Annotated in this window: 18 protein-coding genes, 1 tRNA gene and 1 other annotated feature; of the genes, 8 read left to right on the forward strand and 11 right to left on the reverse strand. The window is 36.7% G+C overall.

All coding sequences use genetic code 11. From position 1 onward, the window contains the following. On the reverse strand, positions 1–5,111 hold a 5,111-nt coding region (locus HXY53_10450), incomplete at its 3' end, for a hypothetical protein (protein NWF76963.1). 274 nt (positions 5,112–5,385) lie between these two features. Beyond that, complete coding sequence (locus HXY53_10455) at positions 5,386–7,134, reverse strand: PAS domain-containing sensor histidine kinase (protein NWF76964.1); 1,749 nt, start codon at positions 7,132–7,134, stop codon at positions 5,386–5,388. Positions 7,135–7,369: 235 nt separating this feature from the next. On the opposite strand from HXY53_10455, the gene HXY53_10460 reads away from it, so the two are divergent. From HXY53_10460 to HXY53_10480, 5 genes are all read left to right on the forward strand, one after another. After that, positions 7,370–10,918, forward strand: a complete 3,549-nt coding sequence (locus HXY53_10460; GenBank protein ID NWF76965.1) for a PAS domain S-box protein — start codon at positions 7,370–7,372, stop codon at positions 10,916–10,918. Beyond that, positions 10,915–11,565 (forward strand): response regulator transcription factor, encoded by a 651-nt coding sequence (locus HXY53_10465; protein NWF76966.1) that lies wholly within the window; start codon positions 10,915–10,917, stop codon positions 11,563–11,565. The genes HXY53_10460 and HXY53_10465 overlap by 4 nt, the downstream gene beginning before the upstream one ends. A gap of 316 nt (positions 11,566–11,881) precedes the next feature. Then, complete coding sequence (locus HXY53_10470) at positions 11,882–11,971, forward strand: hypothetical protein (protein ID NWF76967.1); 90 nt, start codon at positions 11,882–11,884, stop codon at positions 11,969–11,971. After that, positions 11,968–12,432: a DUF2934 domain-containing protein gene (locus HXY53_10475; GenBank protein ID NWF76968.1), complete on the forward strand. Its 465-nt coding sequence runs from the start codon at positions 11,968–11,970 to the stop codon at positions 12,430–12,432. The genes HXY53_10470 and HXY53_10475 overlap by 4 nt, the downstream gene beginning before the upstream one ends. Positions 12,433–12,493: 61 nt before the next feature. After that, complete coding sequence (locus tag HXY53_10480; GenBank protein ID NWF76969.1) at positions 12,494–12,952, forward strand: hypothetical protein; 459 nt, start codon at positions 12,494–12,496, stop codon at positions 12,950–12,952. A 48-nt stretch (positions 12,953–13,000) separates the two neighbouring features. On the opposite strand, the gene HXY53_10485 is transcribed toward HXY53_10480, so the two are convergent. The 7 genes from HXY53_10485 to rpmH all read right to left on the reverse strand — a co-directional run bounded on the left by HXY53_10485 (position 13,001) and on the right by rpmH (position 17,341). Continuing rightward, a tRNA-Leu gene (locus HXY53_10485) sits at positions 13,001–13,084 on the reverse strand. Between the two features lie 146 nt (positions 13,085–13,230). Beyond that, positions 13,231–13,425: a hypothetical protein gene (locus HXY53_10490; GenBank protein NWF76970.1), complete on the reverse strand. Its 195-nt coding sequence runs from the start codon at positions 13,423–13,425 to the stop codon at positions 13,231–13,233. A 146-nt stretch (positions 13,426–13,571) separates the two neighbouring features. Further along, positions 13,572–14,963, reverse strand: a complete 1,392-nt coding sequence (gene mnmE, locus HXY53_10495) for a tRNA uridine-5-carboxymethylaminomethyl(34) synthesis GTPase MnmE (GenBank protein ID NWF76971.1) — start codon at positions 14,961–14,963, stop codon at positions 13,572–13,574. Positions 14,964–15,069: 106 nt separating this feature from the next. Next, positions 15,070–16,647 (reverse strand): membrane protein insertase YidC, encoded by a 1,578-nt coding sequence (yidC, locus tag HXY53_10500; protein ID NWF76972.1) that lies wholly within the window; start codon positions 16,645–16,647, stop codon positions 15,070–15,072. A 1-nt stretch (position 16,648) separates the two neighbouring features. Continuing rightward, positions 16,649–16,858, reverse strand: a complete 210-nt coding sequence (gene yidD / locus HXY53_10505) for a membrane protein insertion efficiency factor YidD (GenBank protein ID NWF76973.1) — start codon at positions 16,856–16,858, stop codon at positions 16,649–16,651. Further along, complete coding sequence (gene rnpA, locus HXY53_10510) at positions 16,830–17,204, reverse strand: ribonuclease P protein component (GenBank protein ID NWF76974.1); 375 nt, start codon at positions 17,202–17,204, stop codon at positions 16,830–16,832. The genes yidD and rnpA overlap by 29 nt, the downstream gene beginning before the upstream one ends. Continuing rightward, on the reverse strand, positions 17,201–17,341 hold the full coding sequence (gene rpmH / locus HXY53_10515; protein NWF76975.1) for a 50S ribosomal protein L34: 141 nt from the start codon (positions 17,339–17,341) through the stop codon (positions 17,201–17,203). Before rpmH ends, rnpA begins: the two co-directional genes overlap by 4 nt. 97 nt (positions 17,342–17,438) lie before the next feature. On the opposite strand from rpmH, the gene queF reads away from it, so the two are divergent. Further along, positions 17,439–17,810 carry an NADPH-dependent 7-cyano-7-deazaguanine reductase QueF gene (queF, locus tag HXY53_10520; protein ID NWF76976.1) on the forward strand — a complete coding sequence of 124 codons (372 nt, stop codon included), beginning with the start codon at positions 17,439–17,441 and terminating at the stop codon, positions 17,808–17,810. 22 nt (positions 17,811–17,832) lie between these two features. On the opposite strand, the gene HXY53_10525 is transcribed toward queF, so the two are convergent. Together HXY53_10525 and trpC are read right to left on the reverse strand one after the other, a co-directional pair. Beyond that, the gene (locus HXY53_10525; GenBank protein NWF76977.1) at positions 17,833–18,453 is read right to left on the reverse strand and encodes a phosphoribosylanthranilate isomerase; all 621 of its coding nucleotides are present in this window, start codon (positions 18,451–18,453) and stop codon (positions 17,833–17,835) included. Positions 18,454–18,471: 18 nt separating this feature from the next. Continuing rightward, entirely contained in the window at positions 18,472–19,251 is a 780-nt protein-coding gene (gene trpC, locus HXY53_10530) for an indole-3-glycerol phosphate synthase TrpC (protein NWF76978.1), read from the reverse strand. A gap of 282 nt (positions 19,252–19,533) precedes the next feature. Between trpC and murJ the strand changes: the two genes are divergently transcribed. Beyond that, positions 19,534–21,114, forward strand: coding sequence for a murein biosynthesis integral membrane protein MurJ (gene murJ / locus HXY53_10535; protein NWF76979.1), 1,581 nt, complete (start codon positions 19,534–19,536; stop codon positions 21,112–21,114). Between the two features lie 77 nt (positions 21,115–21,191). Further along, a complete protein-coding gene (locus tag HXY53_10540) occupies positions 21,192–21,806 on the forward strand; it encodes an MBL fold metallo-hydrolase (protein NWF76980.1) in 615 nt (204 codons plus the stop codon). Positions 21,807–22,308: 502 nt separating this feature from the next. Continuing rightward, positions 22,309–22,400, forward strand: a sequence feature (possible 16S ribosomal RNA but 16S or 23S rRNA prediction is too short). Positions 22,401–22,431: the final 31 nt, after the last annotated feature.

A 22,431-nucleotide genomic window follows, 5' to 3' on the forward strand; every position in this document is an offset into this window, starting at 1 on the left:
GAACCTTCCCTGAGAAGCTCTATATTAACAGACGGTCCCGGGTCTCCTGTATATGTCCATGTTACCTGATGAGTTGTGCCAGCTTCCCATGTCTCTCCTCCAGCCGGGGATATGATTGTTATTGATAAAACAGGAGTACTTGTATGGTACTCATCTGCTCCAATGTCAATACCCCCACCGTCCGGCCGTGTGTCTTTATCATAGTCAATTGCAAGATCAGTATATGTCCCTGTTACATCAATACCGCTATTTATTGCTGGTGAACTACTCTGGGTATGATAGTCTCCATAGAGTTGTCCGGTATCCAGCCGTGTAAGTGTGAGAGGTCCAAATCGCACCCTGATAAAATTCCCGCCTTCATCGAATGCTGGTGGTGCCTGTATTGCTGTTGTAATCTCTGGATTTACTATAGAAATACCCCTGTCTCCATTAAAATATTCATGGACAAACATAGGGTCAGCTTGAATATTTGTCGCGCTATAACCAGTAGCATCGGTTAGTATGCAATATTGGGGGTCCATCATTTCTGGGACAGTAGTCCCCATCACTTCGATATCCCGATATACTGGTGTATCCAGCAACAACTGGTAAACTGGTGGAACTGCATTAGTATCCCCGAAGAAATAAAAAGACCTGTTCTGCCAGATAATATTGTTAGTCAGCTGTGGTTCAGAGAAATCCTGACCGGTGCTTAGCTTTAGCTCTGCACTGTGTGCGCGTGATATAATTCCTGAGGGTTGAGGATTTGACTGATTAGGGCTTCCTGGGCTAAAGGCTTCACCGGCAGTCCCAGTACTATCGTTTTTCGTTATGGTGTTATGAATTATGTTTACCCTTGCAGCATCTTGCATAGAGATACCTGCGCCTGCAAGGCCAGCAACATTATTGGCTATTATATTATTAAATATGTCAATTGAATACCAGTTATTCGGATCCGGGTTAATTTGCACTTCCTGACCATTAATACGGTTTAACCTGATTCCTCCTCCGTCTCCTGCACTCGCAGAATTTTCCTGTATCAGATTAGAAATTATTTTGACCGAACCAGAACCCTCTGTAAGACTTCCGGGACCACCTAATGGAGAACCACCACCGATAAATACACCACCACCTGATACAGTTACTCCTTGATTAAAGGATTCATTAAATATGATGGTATTATATTTAATCATTCCATTGTGGCTTAATCCAAGATGACCTATTCCACCGCCATCTCCGAGGGTGAAGTTTCCACATATGTAGTTCTCGTTGACCTGGTAGGAATCTGCACCTGTATGAATTGAAATTCCTCCACCAACTCCATCAAGACCACTATTCTGAAGAATATGATTATTGTGCATATTGATGTTGTCATTAAAGCTGTTCTGGTAAATTAGCCCATCGGGGGTTTCTTCTATAAGAACAGGATGCCCGATACGTATTCCACCTCCATAAAAACCATTGTTATTAATTATGCGGTTGTTCCCGATTTCGAGATAATGAGCATATCCATTTACCATAATGCCGCCAGCATGATCAGCTCCGGTAATCATAAAGCCATCTATCCTTGCATTTGGCCTTCCATCGCCGCCTAATCCAAAAAATCGAGATGGAATTGTATTGGACGAAAGTACGATAATGGCAGGGCCTTCTTCATTGAAAAGAAGAGCTGGTTCTAAGCCGCCTGGAATATTTTCCTGTGCAGGGAGAAGATCAACCGCTCCAGCATTGATAAGGGTCTGGACATTTGTTCTCCATTCCTGTAATTTCTCAGCAGGGGTTTTTACTGCATTAATTATAGAGATCCCCGTTCCCCAGCCCTGAAGTTTTACAGGTTTCCAAATAATTACAAGTTCTTCATGCAATCCCTGAACATTTATCAGACTTCCTGGCGCTGCAGCATTTATCGCATCCTGGATTGAATTAGTCGGACCTACCTGAATTGGTGCTGGACCGCCAACAGTCAATGTAATACCGGTTACAGTAGTTTTTGAATTATCTCCACGTTGAACCATTAACTGGCCTGTTGTTACTCCTGCCGGCACAGTCGCTATAACTCTTGTATAATTGCCGTTTACAGAAGGTGAAGTAGTCCAACTGTTTATAGTTAAAGGTACCCCTCCGATGGTTACCGTACCTTGAATGCTCCCAAAACTGTAATCGCGGGGCACTGTCTTATTAGTATCAATCACAGGACATGTGGAAGTGATGGGAGGTCCGGGACAATATGCTGGGTTGGTAACTGGTGTTGCATCTCCCTCTGATATGATAACAATCTGTTGCCCTGTAGATGAGACATAAGGTCCCTGGTTTGCAGTATTCGTCACCCTGTTAATTACTGGTGTTCCATCAGGAAACTCGCAGTCGAGTGGAAATTGGTCAGGACCAGCGAAAGCAGCAACAGGAATAACTGGGGTATCAAGATATGTTGTAGTGCCGGGCATATACTGAAATGTATAACAAAATTGACTGTATTGAGGATTAAAATGTGGGTCAGGTAGATACAGTTCAGGATTTAAAGGATCTGGCATGGTTGGCGAATTAAGACAAACTGTGATCATGTTGGGGGATATGCCGCTTGGCTGTGGAAGATTATCTGTGTAAGTTGATGGAACTAATGCATTATATCTTCCGTATTGATCGGAATATACACGTGATAGCTCTCTACCTGTCCAATCTCGTATAGAAACTGGAATCCATGGAGGTGCATATTTTTCACCGAATTGAGGAGAAGTTGGATCGAATTCGTTTGAAGTATCATCGAGAATAAAACCAACGATATGTCCTGATATAGGAACCTCAGTGAAAAGAAAGAAATCTGCTGCCGCATTTTTTCCGTTATTTAGGTTTATGAGTTTTCTATTACATAAATTCATTGTTTCTCCAGCTAATGGAGCAGGTATCCCCGGGAACAGGCTTAATTCTGGTGGTACCACATAAGTGCTACCGACACATGGATATGGAAGAGCAAACGGGCTTATTGTATAGTCATCGCCGAAATCGACATTTTTGTCCTGTGATCTAACAATCTTATAACCAGGTGGTGGAACTACTTCAACAATATATTGCCCTTGAGGTAGAGGTACTTCAAGGGCACCTGGAGTACCATAAGGAACAGGAGAACCAGTACCATCCACAAAATATGTTAAGAAGGCATACCCTCCATCAAATATTCCAGGTCTTACTTGATTCCAATTTGCTATTCCATCAAAGCATTTACCGCCAAAATAGAATGGATTTGTGGGATCACCCGGACAATCTGAAGGCAAATTTTTATCCCAGCTATCTGTTGTTGTTGTATTTAATAACATTGTCCCACTTGAGTCATAAAGATTAACTGTAACATCTGGAATTCCTGGTTCCCATACTTCTGCAACCCCATATTCAGGTCTGTCTTCAGCCCTTGTTGTTGAATAATAGACGATGCCAGAAATTCCACCGTTTTCATCGGGGTCATAAGCCTTTTTACCCCACATCATTACACTCGTTTGTCCGAGGAATCCCTGAAATGCTTGAGTAAGAATAGGACCTATTTCAGTTCTATATGGCAAAATCGGAGAACCCCACATGCCATCCTGATCCTGTGGATTCAAAATACCGCTGAATGTCCATGGATCAGCAGTATTAATTGATCCTCCTGCATCCACAACAACTGTAACACCAGTAGCTTTGAATCTGGCAAAATCTACCTCTGCTACGAGCCAGCTAAAAAAAGGAAATACCTGATCGAATGGGACAAAGCCTTCTCCATCAGTAGGAAAAGCTTGATATATTGTGCCATCCCTCCATCGCAGATTTATATTCTGTTCCGGGATTCCCATTTCACCTGCATCCATATCCCAGAATCCATCAGCATTACTATCATTGAAAACCCAATGCTCAAGTCTTGTGAACCATTGAAAAACAGGTATTTCCCCGAAGTTACAACTACCTGTTTGAGTATTACACGAGCCGTCTGGATTTACTGTAACCGTATAAAAAGCGAAAATCAAATCCAAATTATCGTCCCAGACTACAAGCTGATAATCACCCGGAGGAACATTCGGAATTTGAAATGTGCCATCTGGATTGCACCTCTGAGCATAAATGCCTCTACCGGTACCTGCTGCTCCAAGGTTTAAACCAACCCAAGGTGTTGTATGTGCAAAAAGGCCACCTGCATGAAATGTATAATCAGGAGGACGGGATAAATGCAGATTTACAACCTGTCCACTGAGGGTAGTTCCACCAGTAAGTGCTGTAGTGTCGTTTAAAGGCTGTATAAATCCAATAGATACATGAGGACCAGGTGGACCAAATTCAGCAAAATAAGGTGGTTCATTCGCCTTAATCCAGGCGTCTATTGTTTTTGTTCCTTCAATAGTCGATGTTTGAATCCATTTCTGGCCAACAGGAGGAATAGCTCTAATACCATATTTACCAGGTGCGAGATACTTAATAATTGCCATCCCGTTTGCGTCTGTCAGTATTATGCCGGTGCCCATAGATATTGGATTGCCCGCAGCATCATATTCTGTCCCCAGTGGATTACCGAAGGCATCCATCATCTGTTGCCCTGCTGAAATACCATATCTCCCGCCTGCATCCTCGAGTATAATGCTGAAACCTTGAAGCCCATGCTCTGCTGGAAGATCCGGTGCATTGTTTATAGGCTGATTATCCTCAAAGACAAAAATTGTTATCTGCGCAGTCGGAAGTGGAAGTGCATTTACATAAACCGTAACAGCAGTTTGTCCAGGGGAAACCGCAGCTCCTCCAATGGTATAGCTTGTTCCAGGCGGAGGTACCCGATCAGGAAGAACAGAAACATAATAATGTTTAGATGTATCAGGAATGGTTATTGTTGTTATGCCTGTTCCATGTCCCTCAGCAACAACAGGCATATAACTCTTATGAAAGTCTATAGCCCAATTTGTTGAAGGGTCCCCTGGAATAACGTGATGTGTAGCATCTTCTTCTACAAGCCATCTATAACCTATAACATTTGTGTAAGTGCCATCCTTATTAACGCCTTTGACTTGTAAAGTAAATGCTTCAGAACCTGATGAGAAGAGGCAAAACAGAAGCAATAGAAATACTGAAAAAGAAAGAAATAGTAATTCTTTTTTAAATATAAAAAATCTATTTTTCATAAATAATATCCTCCCTCTTAGTTGTATTGCAATTTTGCATTCAATTAATTTTTTAATAATGCAATTTATTTGGCCCTTTCCCCTGTTAAGATTATTTTTTCTTTGTTTGTTTTAAGATTAACAAGAGATTAATTCGGAATAAATTCGGGGAAATACGTATTTATATGTTGGGTAAATTACTCATTTTGTTTGAGAAGAAATACTTATTGATGTATCAGTAAAACTACGTAACTGATGATAAGAAGCAGAGTTCTAAATGATTATGTATTAAGGATTATTTTTCGAAGAAATTCGGGTTGCTTTTATATGGAATACTAACTGTTATTCTTGTTCCTTTATTAGGAATCCCAACAATTTTGACTTTGCCTCCAAAAAGATGGGCACGTTCCCGGATCCCTGTAAGGCCATACGATCTGGCATTTATTATTTGATTTTGTGTTATTCCTATACCATTGTCTTTTATCTCGAGAATAATATTATCTGTTTTCTTATTCAGATTTATTTCTACACTGGTTGCGTTGGCATGTCGAAATACATTGGTGAGCGCCTCCTGGAAAATACGGTAAATAGCTATTGAAATATTTTTATCCAACTTAATATCATCTGAAAAATCCATGTTGAGTTCACATTTAATACCTGTCCTTTCAGAAAATTCCTGAGCGTTCCATTCTATTGCAGCTGTAAGCCCGAGGTCATCCAGCATACCAGGTCTCAATTCAGCTGACTTTTTTTGTACTGTTTTTACAGCGTTATCAATTAATACAGCCATTGATTTCATTTTCAAGAAAATTAGTTTCTTATTTTTATTTTTTTGAAAATTATTATTTAACCAGAACAAATCCATCTTTAGAGCTGTTAACAACTGACCGAGTTCATCATGAATATCCCGTGCAATTTGCATTCTTTCTTCTTCGATTGCTGATTGTAAATAAGCAGATAGATAACGTAGCTGTTCCCTTGAAATTTTTAATTCTTCTTCTGCCTTTTTTCGTTCAGTAATATCCTCATAAACCGCAACAACGCGCTTCCTCTTCAATTTTTTACCAATCACAGAACCACTGACCAAACAAAAAATGTCCCTGCCGTCTTTACAGCGATAAGGAAATTCTATTGTATAATGTTTTCGTTTCTCAATGGCAGGGTAGAATAGCCTGCCCATTTTATCGTATTCTTCATCGTTTCTGTATAGAATTCTTGCGCTCTTGCCTATCAATTCCCCTGGTGTCCAACCAAAAACTTTTTTTACTGCCTGATTGGCAAAGAAGATTTTGCGTTCCTCTAAACCAAGTACAGGATGAGAAATAGCACTTAATATCGAAGATTTCAACGCTTCAAGTTTCCGTAGGGCTATTTCTGCTGATTTGCGCTCTGAAATCTCTCTGGATATGCTCTTGATCGTGTCGTTTGTGACCTTCTTAAGAGATTCTAAAAGCTCGATTTCTGAACTGCTGTTAACTCTTGCTTTTAAATCACCTTTTGATACTCTATGAAGCACGTCAAAATGCTCTGCTATACTTATCGCAATTTCATGAGATTGGTCAACAATCTCTCCGATATTTTCTGCTGTCAGATTTATCATATGTTTTAACTTAGTTATTAGTTCAATATCAGATTTTTCCGGAATCCTCACCCTTGGGTCTCCTGAAGAAATCTTTTTTAAAGCTTCAAAGACTTCAGAGAGAGCAATCGCCAGTTCTAAACTCATATTCTCTAATTCTTTATCTCTATGATCAACAATTTTTCGGTATTCTATTAATTGTTGCTTGAAGACTTTGCAGGTCTCATTCATTGCATCAGCATCCATATTTCTTAAAAAGACCTCACATTCAAGACACATTTCAACCTTATCGATAAATTTCCCCTGGATTTCATTTCGGCAATGTGTGCCTGTAAAAAGCCAGCAATTAAGGTTTAGAGATTCGAAAGCAGGACATTCTTTTTTATCACAATGAAAAAATTTCCAACACTTTATTTTTGTTTTTTTTAGATGGCTTGTATTTTGAGCAGTATGTAAAAATTCCATTAAGAGCCTTTTTATTCAATCTTTAGGGTTAAGATAATAATCATATAATTTATATTATAGCAAATGATTAAATAAAATCATATTTACATATGAAGCAGATAAAAAATTAAACTTTTTTGAATTCAATTAACCCTAATAATGCTTGGCAAGGGGAGACTAAAAATAAAAAAACAGAAAAATGAAAAATATTTATATTAATATAAAAAATTATAGATATAATATGGGAGCAATTTAAATGAAAAAGAAAAAAAATGTAACATTTACCAAGAAATCCCCACAAAAAAAAATTGAAGTAAAACGTCGATATAAGAAGAAGGATTTTATTGAACAATTTGCTAGTATAAAAATTAAAAATAACAAAAATTCAGGAGCTGATATTCGAAAGTTTACTGTAAAAAAATTAGTAAGATCTGAGAAAGCACTTTCAGATATGCTTGAAAGCATTAAAGTCTGCAAATTGCCTGATGAATTGATAATTGAAGCTCTTCAGGAATTAAAGTTGCGTGAGATGGAAGTTTCAGCCATCATTGATTGCGCACGTTCGGTGTTGCAATATCATGATTTTGATGGAGTTGCACGCTCTATATTCGATTCCTGTAAAAAGCTTATCAGGGCTCAGTCAGGATATATTTCGATTTTAAGTAAAGACGGGCTTAATAATGAAGTTGTATTTTTAGATTCAGGCGGACTTCCCTGCAATGTTGATCCTTCTCTACCGATGCCAATACGTGGTTTACGAGCTGAAGCATATCGTAAGATGAAAGCTGTATATGATAACAGTTTTTCAGAAAGTGAATGGATGCAGTACATGCCCGATGGCCACGTCATAATGAAAAACGTCCTTTTTGCACCTATGGTGATTGATGGTAAGGCAATTGGTTTATTGGGCCTTTCAAATAAGTGTGGAGATTTTGATGAGCACGATGCCCGTATTGCATCTGCTTTCGCAAAACTTTCTGCAATTGCCCTTACTCAAAAGCGAGTAGAAGAGGCGCTTAGAGATAGTGAAGAACGATATAGGTCACTTGTAGAGCTTTCACCTGATGCTATAGCTGTTCACGCAGAAGGAAAATATATATATATAAATACTTCTGGCCTAAAGCTTTTCGGCGCTACAAAGCCAGATGAAATAATAGGAAAACCTGTATTAGAGTTAGTCCATCCTTACTATAGCGATATTGTTAATGAAAGAATACATAAAAGCTATGTAAACAGAATTCAAATGCCTTTGAGGGAGTTGAAAATTCTACGGCTCGACGGTAAATCTGTACATGTTGAAGCAATGTCAACACCAATTACCTATATGGGTAAAACAGCAACCCAACTTATTCTGCGAGATATAAGCGATCGTAAAAAGCTTGAGGAGGAATTAAATAGATATACAAAGCGTTTAGAGACGATGGTTGAGAAACGTACAGAAGAACTCAACAAAAGTTATATGGAATTCGAGGCATTCTTTAATTATTCTATTACTCCTCTTGTATTTTTAGATAAGAATTTCAACTTTATCAGGGTTAATGAGGCCTATGCTATTGCCTGTCAACGTGAAATATCAGATTTTCATGGACGTAACCACTTTGAGCTTTATCCCGATAAAGAAAATGAAGCAATTTTTAGAAGGGTGGTAGAGACAAAAATCCCATACCAGGCTATTGCAAAGCCATTCTCTTTCCCTGACCATCCAGAAAGGGGAATGACGTACTGGGACTGGACCTTAACACCAATACTAAACAAACATAATGAAGTTGCTTTTCTTGTTTTTTCACTAAACGATGTCACAAAGCGCAAAGAAGCGGAGATTGCGCTTTTAAAGAGCGAAGAAAAATATCGTTCTTTGATTGAGCATGCAGCAGATGGAATAGTTGTTCTCGATAATTGGTTGAATATATTACTCGTCAACCCTGTTTTTTGCGAGTTGTCTGGATACAGCATGGAGGAACTTTTAGGCATGAACATTAAAAACCTGATTCCTTTTGATGACTTGATATCAAGACCGTTGCCAATTGAACGCCTGCTTTCGGGGGAGTCGGTACGGGGAGAAAGAAAGATATTCAGGAAAGACGGCTCAATCGTTGATTTGGAAGTCAGCGCAAAGATGTTTGAAGAAGGCAATATCCAGATAATCGTTCGTGATGTTACGGAAAAAAAGGAGGCTGAATTTAGGAACAAATTAATCACCGGCCTTCTCGAATTATTTGCAAAAAAGCAATCAAGGAAGGAATATCTTGATTCGGTAGTGCAGTTTATTCATAGTTGGTGCGATTGCCGTTGTGTAGGTATAAGGATAATAGATAAGCGTGATATCTTCTATGAGGCTTATATCGGCTTTACTCCAGAGTTCATAAGACTTGAAAAAAGGTTGTCACTCGATAAGGATGTATGCGCATGTGTCAGAGCTTTTACTGGTCAATTCGAATCACAGGACAAGTTATTTGTTACACCAAATGGTTCTTTCCGGATAAATAATTCAAAGGAATTTGTAAGTAGTCTCAAGGAAAAAGAGTTAACACGTTTTAGAGGAAACTGTATACGAGCAGGTTTCTTATCTATTGCTCTTGTCCCGATTCGTCATAGAAATAAGACGATAGGACTTATCCATCTGGCGGATGAAAGAGCAGGAATATTGCTTGGAAATGTAATAGAATTTTTAGAAATTATGTCGAGCGTGATTGGAGAGGCTATCTTTAGGTTCGATACTGAAGAAGCGCTTCGTGAAAGTAAAGCAAGACTATCGGAAGCACAAAGGATTGCACATATTGGAAATTGGGGTTGGGATATAAAAACTAATGAGATGTATTGGTCGGATGAGATGTACCAAATATTTGGAGTTGTATCAAATCAGTTTGAGCTTACTTACGACAGATTTCTCGAATTTGTTCATCCAGACGACAGGGAATCATTACAGAAAGCAGTCCAGAAAGCCTTTTTTGAAAAAGAGCCTTACATTTTTGATCACAGGATAGTTTTACCGGATAGAAAGGAGAGAATAGTCCATGAACAGGGAGAAGTTATTTTTGATAATAATGGGAAGCCTGTTCGCATGGTTGGGACTGTACAGGACATAACAGACATTAAAAGAATTGAAAATGAACTTCGCCAGTCAGAAACACAACTCCGCCAACTCTCTTTGCAACTGATGAATGGCCAGGAAGAAGAGAGAAGGAGAATTTCGAGAGAACTGCATGACGAACTCGGCCAGGCATTATCTCTTATAAAACTCAGGATAAGATATATAAGTAAAAACCTTCGAGAAGACCAGAAAACCCTTAATGAAGAATGTGAAGACATAAGGCAATACATTGATCAGGTTCTCGAAAATGTCAGACGGCTATCGAGAGACCTGAGTCCATCAATACTTGAAGACATAGGGCTTTCAGCTGTTTTGAGGTGGATGCTTAATAATTTTAAAAGAAATAATAAAAACATAAATATAATACATGATATAATGGACCTTGATAACTTATTTTCTCAAGGCGAACAGATTAATATATATAGAATTATTCAGGAATCCATTACTAATATAGAAAAACATGCAAAAGCTAATAACATATCCGTTGTTATTAAAAGATTTCAGGATAGTGTTACTTTTATTGTTGAGGATGATGGTCAAGGGTATGATATAAATGAATTGTTCGGGAATAAATTATTTGAGAAGGGATTAGGATTAAGAAGTTTGAAAGAACGTGTCTGGATGTTACGAGGCGATCTTGATATATGTAGCAATGTAGGAAAGGGGACAAAGATAACGATTAATATACCTCTGACAAAGAGAGATCTTAAATGAATTCTTACCGAATCATTCTAGCAGATGATCATTCTCTCTTTAGAATAGGTTTAAAACGGATCCTCAGTGAATCTTCTGGCTTAGATGTGGTTGGAGAAGCTGGAGATGGGCTTGAACTCATTAACCTATTGAAAACGGTTACTCCTGATATGGTTATTGTGGATATATCCATGCCTAATTTAAGAGGCATTGAAGCTATTCATGATATAAGAATCACCAACCCTGAATTGAAAATACTTGTCTTAACAATGCATAAAGACAAAGAATATCTCCAGAAGGCCACTATAGTAGGTGCCAATGGCTATCTTCTAAAGGAGGATGCGGATAAAGAACTATTCACGGCAATTGAAAAGATAAGACAAGGTAAATTCTATATTTCTCCCAGGCTTATAGAAGATCTAACACATGATTGGGTAAGTATACACCGTGGAGATTACAAGCCATCTATAGAAAACGAGCGTCTTTCTAACCGGGAGAAAGAGGTGCTAAAACTAATAGCAGAGGGTAAGTCAAATAAAGAGATTTCCCGACTGCTATTTATAAGCATAAGAACCGTTGAGCGGCATCGTGCTAATATTATGGCAAAATTAAATGTGAAAAAAACCGCTGACCTTGTGAAATACGCAGTTCAAAAGGGTTATGTCTGATTTTCATTTTAATTTTTACGAATAAATTTTGATTATTCTTACATAATTTTTCTGTATTCGTAGTTATACGTATTGACAAATGGGTATTTTTACCAAAGAAAAATACGTATTTCTGCGAATTTATTCTTATATAACCTTCTGATAGATTTTTATATGTGAAGCAAGATGTTTATTACCCGTATATTTATAGACAATTTTGGAGAAAAGACTAAATAAAGTAATTTATGAAAGGAGGCGAGATCATAAAAGGTGAATATGAAAAGAAGATTAGATAGAAATAGGCCCTTCTGGGAGCATTTGGTTTGAACATGCCTTTTTGATCGATTTATGGAATCAAAAGGGTGACTGTATAGAAGCATTTATTAAGAATATAAACTGGGCTATTGTAGAAGCAGGGTTGAAATGAAAAAAGGAAAATCAAGTATAGTGAGGAGAAGAATGGATATTAATAATGAGATAACAAAGATGGCATATGAACTATACGAGAAAAGCGGCAGGATAGAGGGCCGTGACCTTGATAACTGGCTTGAGGCAGAGAAAAAAGTGTTAGAAAGGCACAGTTCGATGAAAAGAATTAAACCCTTATCATCTGTTACTAAAGAAAAAGTAAATATATCGAATTCAGAATTAAGAAATAAGATACTGGAGCTGTATCCGGAAATACAAAAGTCCAACATCGATTTCAGTCTGAGATTTAATAAAGATAAAAATGCATATATTGTCAGGCTGAAAAAGAACCGGCATACTCTCACAACTTACCTTGAAAAAAACGATGCAGAAGAATGTATAAAAGGGATTAAATGTGTGTATCTCGGTATACAGATCGGACAGTTCATAAAAAATTTTGAAATAATCGAGAAAAGATGAACCTTTTAGCTAACTAAGGAGACAGCATTAAAGTCCATACAAACAAAGGAGGTGAAATGTGATGAGATCGGTCATTATTATTTCTTTGTTAACATTGTTTATTTTTGTTAGTGTTGCATTTGCGGATGACCCTGCAATGATGTGGGGACAAGACTGGAATTATTGTCCATATTGTGGACAATATTTAGGTCCCCGTGGAGGTTATGGCATGGGTCAAGGAATGATGGGCAGAGGTTATGGAATGGGACGCGGGATGATGGGTTCCGGAATGATGGGGCCAGGTATGATGGGGCCAGGTATGATGGGACCCGGATATTGGCAAAGTGAGGAATGTCAGAAGTTCTTTAATGAAAACGCCGCATTAAGAAGAGAACTCCATAACAAGAGATTTGATTATTCTGAAGCGATGCGCAATCCAAAGGTAACTCCTGAGTCTCTTGCAAAACTCGAAAAGGAGATCCGTGAGCTACAAGAAAAGATTTACTCGAAATCTCCTCAGGGTTGCTGGTGGCAAAATTAAAATCTCAATTAAATTGAAGTTTTGATGATATTGTTAAGATTTTTTTAATGCCGGTGGTGGGAGTCGAACCCACACGGGGTTGCCCCCACCGGATTTTGAGTCCGGCGCGTCTGCCAATTCCACCACACCGGCATTTTAAAAAAATTCAAATCTCAAATTCCAAATGATAACCAATGACCAAAATACAATAACCAAATATTAACTATTAATTCAATTCAAATTGGATATTGGTAATTGGAACTTATTTGGTTATTGGTGCTTGGAGTTTGGTTATTATGCTATTTCTTATGCATTCTTATAAAATTTGCTATCGAACGGTCATATGTCCTTTCAACTTCTTTTGTAAAGAAGCATGCAGGTAGTTCGCCGTTCCTCCTGTGATAATGGAGACATTCACAGCACCTGTTTTTTTTCTCGCATGGCTCGTATGTGCAGTTACAATATTTTTTAAATTTTTCCTGTATACATTCCATTAAAATATTCTCCTTTAAAAATCGCGAATGATAAACTCTTCATAGGAATATCCTTCAAAAGTAATGACCTTTTTGCAGTGTTGTATATAAATTTCTGAACAATATAAATTTTACATTTTGTGGTTTTCTTTTTGCAATCCAGATGACTATTTCCCTATGCAAAAATCATTGAATATTTTGTTCAGGATGTCTTCTGTTGTAACAGCCCCGATGATTTCTCCCAGCTTGTCAAGTGCGTCCCTCAATTCAAGGGCGAGTATTTCAAGAGGTTGTTCTTTGGTTAGTGCATTCATGGCTCCATCGAGTGATTCACATGCATTTTCTATTGCTACTTTGTGTCTTAGATTGCAAATGACAACCCCTTCTCTCGCTTCCTTCCAATCCTTTAAACAAGATTCAACTATCTTTTCTTTCAATTCCTCAAGGCCATCTCCTCTAATTGCTGATATGCGTAAAACAAAGGATGTGGTATGAGGCATGATTGAAGAAATTGATTTTTGATCTATTGCTGCTGGAAGGTCACATTTATTTAAAACAATAATTGAATTCTTATTCTTTATCTTTTCAAAAACTTCAAAGTCCTCATCCCTTAATGGTTCACTGAGGTCAAATATGGCAATAATAAGATCTGCATTTTCAATACTTCTGAGGCTTCTTTTTACACCTTCTTTTTCCGCAATATCTTCAACATCACGGATCCCTGCTGTATCCATTATCCTAAGGGGAAGCCCTTTGATGTTAAGATATTCCTCGATAACATCTCTTGTAGTTCCGGGGATATCTGTTACGATTGCTCTGTCTTTCTGAAGTAGTGCATTCAGGAGAGAAGATTTCCCTACATTTGGTCTCCCAATAATCGCTGTTGAAAGACCCTCTCTGAAAAACCTTGCCTCATCATATGTTTTCAGTAGTTCCTGTAATTTATCATATACAGCTTTTATGGAATTAAATAGCTCTTGTTTTGATGTTATTTCTATATCGTCCTCGGGGAAATCAATAAAAGCTTCGACGTGTGTACAAATTTCTATCAGTTTATCTTGTAACGATTTTATTCTTGTAGAGAGGCCACCCTGCATCTGTTCTATGGCGATCTTTCTGCTTTCATCAGTTTTTGCCCTTATCAAATCAAGCACAGCTTCGGCCTGACTCAAATCTATCCTACCATTCAGAAAAGCACGTTTTGTAAATTCACCAGGATCAGAAATTCTTGCCCCTTCTTTTAAAACTATTTCAAGGGTCTTTTTAAGCGGAATCATTCCTCCGTGACAATTTATTTCAACAATATCTTCTCTCGTATAAGAATATGGAGCTTTCATAACTGTAACAATAACTTCATCAATAATCTGGCCTGTTGCAGGTTCAATTATATGACCATAAAATAACTTATATGAACTTGAATCCTTGAGAGATTTGTTTTTAATTGAACAAAAAATTTTATCAGCTATGGGAATTGCATCTTTACCACTTAGTCTGATAATCCCAATACCACCTTCTCCAAGGGGAGTGGAAATAGCTGCTATAGTGTCATCTACGAACATGTTTTAGTATAACTTAGAAAAGTGTTATTAAGTTAACCCGAAAAATGCATTTTATTTGGATTAAACTTGATAATTTTTTGTTAGCTTACTAAAGGATTTATTTATCTTACACTGCTTCTCTGGCGAGTTTTTTATTTACATAAAACTGCTGGATTATGCTGAAGACATTATTCATAAGCCAGTAAAGAACAAGTCCAGATGCAAAATTAAGGAATAGAAATGTAAATATTATAGGCATGAGCATCATTATTTTATTTTGTGTTGGATCAAGCGATGTAGGAGTCATTTTCTGTTGTATTATCATCGTAATACCCATCAATATAGGAAGCGGACCAACCGCAAAGCCACCTATTAAAGGAAACCATGAAGGAATGTGCCCAAACATGGTATCAGGTGCTGAAAGATCTTTTATCCATAACATAAAAGGAGCATTGCGAAGTTCTATGGCTATGAGTAATATTTTGTATAGTGCAAAAAAAATAGGTATCTGAAGCAGTATTGGAAGGCATCCCCCTATCGGATTGACCTTATGTTTCTTATAAAGATCCATCATTTCTTTCTGCATTCTTTGAGGGTCTTTCTTGTATTTTTCTCTAATTTCGGCCATTTTAGGTTGTATTTCCTGCATCTTTTTCATAGACTTCTGGCTTTTGTTGACAAGAGGGATGAATGGTATTCTAACGATTAATGTCAATATGATTATTGCCCAACCATAGTTGCCTACTAATGTATAGAAAAATTTCAATATCCAGAAAAGTGGGATAGCCACAATAGAAAAGAATCCAAAATCTACTATATGCTCAAGGCCGAGATTAAGGGCTTTTAACGTATCATATTCTTTTGGCCCCGCATAGAGTATAAAATTATTAATTTCTTGTTTGCTATGAAATGCAATGAGAGGAGAATCCTTTAATTTCCATACCCTTGCTTCCTCCATTGGAGTTAAAGGAACAAGAGAGGCAAAGAAATACTTATCTTCCTGAGCTATCCATTTGAGATTTTCATGGAAACTCTTTTGTTCATTTAGTTTTTGTGCATTGAATTCAATACGGTCAGCTTCTTTGAGGAGAACTGGTCCAATATGAACAGAGGTGTTTTTACTGTCATATATGCCAAATTCTGTTCCGACTGTTATCCAGTATGCTGGCAGTCCAGTGACTTCATCTCTAATGTCTATTTTAAAACTGTCATTATAAAATGTATATGTTCTCTTTAGGGTGGAGCCTTCATGTGAGTATTCAAAAATAAGAGTGCCAGTCTTATCAATTTTGTTTAATTCTAAATCTTTTCCATAAGTGTTGAAATTGACATCTGACAATTCGAGGTCTTCTTTAGAGCCGATACTCAGAGGGGGTTTTAGCCCCGGTTTTTTCAAAAGCACAACATTTTCCCCATTTTTATCTTTATAAGTTTTTAGTGCATAGTATTTTAGCGATGCTCCTCTGCTTGTGAATATTGCTGAATATAAATCGGTTTCGATTTTAATCTCTTTTTCTTCAAAAGTTGTATTCTCAGGAATTGGAATACCAGGTTTAGTCACTTCATGTCTAGCAGGAATAGGCTGCTGTTTTTCTTTTGCTGGCAATTGCCGTGATTTCTGCGGCTCGGATTTCATGAAGAATAACTGATAAAGAAAGAGTATAAGAAAAGAAATTGCTATGGCTATAAGAGCTCTTTTTTCCATATTATTTTACTGGGTCGTATCCTCCTGGATTAAATGGATGACATTTCATTATTCTTCTTATAGAAAAATACAGTCCTTTAAGAGTGCCGTATTTGTCTATCGCAGAGATTGAATATTCAGAGCATGTTGGAGTAAACCGACAGCACATCGGAAATAAAGGTGATAAAAGATATCTATATATTCTAATTAAAAGAATAAGGATATTTTTCATTATCTTTTCCATTATCTATAATTTTTTCCAAAGATTTTTTCATGTCCCTTATAAAATCGTCCAGTTCGGCCTCACTTGACGACCTTCTTGCGACGACAACAAAGTCATAATATAACGGAATTTCCTCTGATACCTTTCTAATAGCTTCTCTTAAAAGACGTTTTATCCTGTTCCTTGTTACAGCTTTCCCAACTTTTTTGCTTACAGAAAGCCCAAGACGATTATAGTTAAGTTCATTTTTTTTTACATAAATAACGAGATGTTTGGCAGCTGAATTAATCCCCTCTTTGAAGACCAGCTCAAAATCCCGCCTTTTGGTCAAAGAGCGAAAAGATTTTTTGCTCAAACCGTTAATCTTTTGCGCCCTTTTGCTCTTCTTCTCTTAAGAACTTTACGACCACCAGAAGAACTCATCCTTTCAAGAAAGCCATGAGTTTTTTTCCGTTTTTTAGTATGCGGATGATATGTGGTATAAGTTGCCATAATTCGAATTTTAATTATAGTTTTTTATAAAAAACAAAGTCAAGTTGTTAGCATTTTCAAACTTTACAATCCTTCATAGTAGATGGTAAAGTTTTTCATGCGATACGGTGAAAAGGCAATAAAGAAAGTAAAATTAGAAATTTGGGATAATCCAAATCCTGAAAGGGATTACGAGATTTCAATCTCATTTTCTGAATTTACATGTTTGTGTCCACGTTCAGGTTATCCTGACTTTGCAACTATAAGAATACGTTATATACCTAATAAAAAAATTATTGAACTTAAATCTCTTAAACTCTATTTAAATAACTTTAGATCAATCTATATTTCTCATGAAGAAGCAACAAACAAAATTTTTACAGATATTGAAAAGAGACTTAAACCAAGATTTCTTGAAGTCATTGGAGATTTTAATCCGAGAGGAAATGTAAAAACAGTGATTCGTGTTTGCACAGATCAGATAACTTGATTTTTATACATTATTCTATATTCTATGCTTCTTTCGCTTTCTGAATAAAAAGTTTCATTTTTTTATGGTCTTTTTTGCCTTTCTCTGATTCGATACCGCTGCTTACGTCAACCGCATATGGCCTTACTCTTTTAACAGCACTGGTAATATTGTCAGGTGTTAAACCTCCTGCAAGTATTATTTGTCCAAATTGTTTTGCATCAATAGCGATGTCCCAATTGAAAATCTGTCCAGTGCCTCCAAATATATCGGGAGTATAAGTGTCAAGGAGAAAGGCAGAAACTTTATTTTTGTAATGTATTAAAGGATCAAGGCTTTCGAGAGATTTTACACGGAAGGCCTTAATTATTTTATTAGAAATTAGTTCACACATATCAGGGGGCTCTTCTCCATGTAATTGAACCACATCTATTCTTGTTATATTTATAATTTTTTTAATTTTCACAGGATTCTCATTTACGAAAACTCCTACAGTTGAGAGTAGAGGAGGAATTTTTCTGATAATTTCAGATGCTTTTTCAGGGGTTATGGAACGAGGGCTGGCTTTATAAAAGACAAAGCCTAATGCATCCGCACCAGCTTCAATCGCTGCAAATGCATCAGCGATATTGGTAATCCCGCATATCTTGACTCTAACAGGCACATAATAATTGTATCATACTTAACCCATTAGCTCATCAATCTTTTCCCCTATATTATCTGCTTGCATTAAAGATGTGCCTATGAGCATAGCATCGATTCCTTCATTTTCGAATTTCAGGACGTCTTCTCTTGTTTGAATCCCGCTTTCAGTAACTACAATTCTATCAGGAGGGATTTCCTTTTTTAGTTTGAGCGTCGTTGATTGGTCAATATGCATTGTTTTCAGGTTCCTGTTATTGATGCCGATAATATCGGCATTTATTAGAAGTGCTGTTTCGAGTTCTTTTAAATCATGGACTTCAAAGAGCACGGACAGTCCGATTTCTTTTGCCAGATGAATATATTCTGCTGCCTGATTCTTGTCAAGTATAGTGGAAATCAGGAGTATGGCATCTGCTCCATTTGCCCTCGATTCATATATCTGGTATTCATCAAATAAGAAATCTTTTCTTAAAACAGGTTTTGTCAGAAACTTCTTGACATCGGATAGAAAAGTCAGACTGCCCATGAAGAAATCCTCTTCAGTAAGAACCGAGACAGCATTCACTTTCTTTTTTTCGTATGTCGTGGCTATTGATAAATGATTAAAATCTTTTCTGATAATCCCTTTTAATGGAGATGCTTTCTTTATTTCAGCAATAAGCTTTATGTTATCAGAAATCCGTTTGATAGCTTTTTTGAAATCCCTTGTTTTTTCGAGGTCATTGATAATGGATTTTAGTTCTGTCAAAGGGGTCAGGGATTTTGCAAATGCAAGCCTCTCTTTTTTCTTTTCAACGATTTTTTTTAAAATGGACATATGAAATTTTAAAAAGAGCAATCAGTATTTTGCAAGAACAGGTTATCTACTGATTGCCCTGAAGTCTTCAGGGCAAGACGGAGATTGGATTCGAGCCTGGAAAATCTTCATCAGCAGCATTATCCTTAGCAATGCCTTTTGGACGCTTGCCTGTTATATGGAAATCATGCTGTTTGGGTAGGGTTGGAAGATGATTGCTGGTTGATTGCATACTCTGATTTTTAAGACAAACTGTTCAATTTGCAAATTCTCTTTTCTTTTTTTGCTATAATCCTCAGACAGATGAAGATACAGAAAGAAGAAAAGGGAAAGATTGCCAGAGCAGCTGGGCTGATGTCTGTAGCAACTCTGATCAGCAGGATACTTGGATATGTTAAAGATATGATTCTTGCGCGTTTTTTCGGTGCTACTGGCATTGCTGATACATTCTTTGTCGCATTCAGAATCCCTAACCTTTTAAGAGAGCTTTTTGCTGAAGGTTCCATGTCATCAGCTTTTATTCCTGTTTTAACAGAATATCTGAACAAACAAGGTATGGAAGAGGCAAAGAGGCTTGTCAGAATTACATTTACCTTTCTTTTGATTCTTGTGGGTTCAATCTGCATTTCTGGGATTTTATTTGCACCTGAAATAGTGAAGTTAATTGCACCGGGCTTTGTAAAGATGAAAGAGAAATTTTCAATGACGGTTCTTCTTACAAGGATCATGTTTCCCTTTCTTTTATTCATAAGTCTCGCAGCGCTTTCAATGGGAGCGTTAAACGTAAAAAGAACTTTTTTTATCCCTGCTCTTGCACCAGCAATGCTTAACGTCTCGATAATAGGAACCGTTTTGTTTATTGCGCCCATGATGGAACAACCTATACTTGCAGTGGCTATTGGTGTTACATTGGGAGGATTAATGCAATTTGCATTTCAAATGCCATCATTTTTTAAAAGTGGATACTCTTTAAAACCAGATTTATATTTAAGACATGAAGGTCTTAAACAAATGTCAATTCTTGTTTTACCTGCGACTATGGGTATGGCAGTAGCACAGATAAATATTTTTATCAGTACAATTCTTGCTTCTTATCTACCAGAAGGAAGTATTACATATCTTTATTATTCAATGAGACTTATACAATTTCCAATAGGTATATTCGGGGTTGCAATGGGAATGGCGGTTTTACCAAGTCTTTCAGAACATGCTGTGAAAGGGGAGTTTGATAAACTTAGAAGTGATTTCTCTTTTGCATTAAGATTATTATTTTTTATCACTGTTCCTGCAATGTTTGGATTGATAGCTTTGCGAGAACCTATAGTGAATATCCTTTTTCAAAGAGGAAAATTTGATTACATAGCAACTATAGGTACATCACAGGCACTTCTTTACTATTCGATCGGTATATGGTCAATTGTCGGGGTAAGAGTTATTACTGCAAGTTTTTACTCAATGAAAGATACAAAAACACCTGTAAAGATTGCAGTCATTGCAGTCTTAACGAATCTATTCTTAAGTATTTTTCTTATGAAATTACTTCAGCACCGAGGCCTTGCACTTGCAAATTCTCTCGCTTCTTGGTTGAATTTTATGCTCCTTTTCTTTTTTCTCAGGAGGAAACTTTTAATGATTGATGGAAATAGGATTTTTTATGCTTTTATAAAAACAATTGTAGCTTCATTCATTATGGGAATAATCGGATGGTCATTGATTAATGGAGAATTGTGGCGAATATCAGGTAATATTTTCAATAAAGTTCTGTATTTAAGTATTACAATTTTCGTTTGTGCATTTATATATTTATTGCTAAGCTACTTGCTAAAAAGCGAAGAGCTTTTATTTTTAAAAGAGATGTTGAGACAAAAATTTTCAAAAAAGTAGATATTTAATATTAATGCTTTTTTAAGTTTGCAGTCATTGTCCGAATAAGTTATAGTTAACAAAAAAGGGAATTTTTAATGATCATTAAGAAAATTGTTGTAGGGACCTTAGAAAATAATTGTTACATCATAGGAGATGAACGGACCAGAGAAGTCTTTATAGTTGATCCTGGTGATGAACCAGATAGAATTCTTGATTTTGTTAATGAAGATAATCTCGAGACGAAGTTTATTGTTTGTACTCATGCACATTTTGATCATGTTGGAGCAATAAATGAAATAAGAGAAATAACAAAAGCAAAAATAATACTTCATAAGGATGACCTTATTCTTTATAAAAACATCGAAATGCAGGGATTAGCATGGGGATTTGATATTGAACCTTTGACAGAACCTGATATCATTGTATCTGAAGGATATAATATAGAAATAGGTGATTTGAGATTTACGGTGCTTCATACACCAGGACACAGTCCTGGAAGCATTTGTCTTTACGGTGAAGGGATTTTGATTACAGGGGACACTATTTTTGCAGGTTCTGTTGGAAGAACTGACCTATATGGAGGTGATATAAATCAACTTAGAAAATCATTCAAGCGGTTAATAGAGCTGCCGGATAATACAATAATTCTACCAGGGCATGGCCCTGAATCAACTATTATGAAAGAAAAAAATGATAATTTTTTTATGTAGATGGAATAGTTTTATATTTATAGATTCAGTTTGAATAAATAGAACCAGTGTGATAAAATAAGTAGATAATAATAGATAAATAAAGAAAAATGGGAAAATTTAGACAGAATCTCTTTTAATCAATATTAATTTTATATAATATGAAATATTTTTCTATTGACTATCTTTTAAAAAATGTTATGCTATATATTAAGAATGAACTTTAAAAGGTTCGAGATGATTTGAACTAAACCAAGTGGGTTCTTTGAAAATACAGGCTATACCACTTGGTATAGCCTATTTTTTCTCTACAAGACCTTGGGGTTATAGCGAGCTGAGGGAACAACTAAATTAAGGGAGCTGATGTAATAGTAGATGTAGTGATGCAAGCCCCAAAGCTTTTATATGCTGAGGGGAAGCCTAAGCATTTACTAAGGCGCCCACTTAAGAAAAGCCTCAGATGCTCGAATCCCCAAGGATTGTAGAAATGCTCTTTGAAAACTAAAAGTAGGCCCCGTAAAAGTTTATTTTTGAGAGTTTGATCCTGGCTCAGAACGAACGCTGGCGGCGTGCCTAACACATGCAAGTCGGACGGAATTAGCTGATAGCACTTAGCTCATAGCGGATAGCAAAGATGAGCAAACGC

Source organism: Nitrospirota bacterium (assembly GCA_013388455.1).
Lineage (GTDB): Bacteria > Nitrospirota > Thermodesulfovibrionia > Thermodesulfovibrionales > SM23-35 > JACAFF01.